Raw genomic sequence first — 985 nt, 5'->3', positions numbered from 1 at the left:
CATCCGCAGCTTCGGTACACGGCTTGAGCCCCGATACATTTTCGGCGCAGGCCGGCTTAACTAGACCAGTGAGCTATTACGCTTTCTTTAAAGGATGGCTGCTTCTAAGCCAACCTCCTGGTTGTCATGGCCTTCCCACATCCTTTCCCACTTAGCCGTGATTTGGGGACCTTAGCTGGCGGTCTGGGCTGTTTCCCTCTCGACGATGGACCTTAGCACCCACCGTCTGTCTGCCGGACTGCACTCTGCGGTATTCGGAGTTTGGTTAGGTTTGGTAAGGCTCGCGCCCCCCTAGCCCATCCAGTGCTCTACCCCCGCAGGTGATATCCGACGCGCTACCTAAATAGCTTTCGCGGAGAACCAGCTATTTCCTGATTTGATTGGCCTTTCACCCCTAGCCACAGGTCATCTCCGACTTTTTCAACAGGCGTGAGTTCGGTCCTCCAGTGCGTGTTACCGCACCTTCAACCTGCCCATGGCTAGATCATCAGGTTTCGGGTCTAAAGCATGCAACTCGGTCGCCCTATTCAGACTCGCTTTCGCTGCGCCTCCACCTACCGGCTTAAGCTCGCTGCATACTCTAAGTCGCTGACCCATTATACAAAAGGTACGCCGTCACCCCATGAAGAGGCTCCGACTGCTTGTAGGCATCCGGTTTCAGGAACTGTTTCACTCCCCTTGTCGGGGTGCTTTTCACCTTTCCCTCACGGTACTGGTGCACTATCGGTCACTGAGGAGTACTTAGGCTTGGAGGGTGGTCCCCCCACGTTCAGACAGGGTTTCACGTGCCCCGCCCTACTCGAGCATCCGATCCGGTTTATCCGTACGGGGCTATCACCCGCTATGGCCCGACTTTCCAGACGGTTCCGGTTATGTAGATCGAATGACTGGCCTGGTCCGCGTTCGCTCGCCACTACTAGCGGAGTCTCGGTTGATGTCCTTTCCTCCGGCTACTTAGATGTTTCAGTTCGCCGGGTTCGCTTCC

1 rRNA gene is annotated in these 985 nt (G+C 55.9%); it reads right to left on the bottom strand.

The window, feature by feature from the left end:
- Positions 1–985, bottom strand: a 23S ribosomal RNA gene (locus tag GBZ48_RS35880); the annotation flags it as partial.

The sequence above is a fragment of the Azospirillum melinis genome (genome assembly GCF_013340935.1).
GTDB classification, from domain to species: Bacteria; Pseudomonadota; Alphaproteobacteria; order Azospirillales; family Azospirillaceae; genus Azospirillum; species Azospirillum melinis.
Note: the sequence above shows the minus strand (reverse complement) of the source record. Positions and strands in the feature narration are given on the sequence as shown.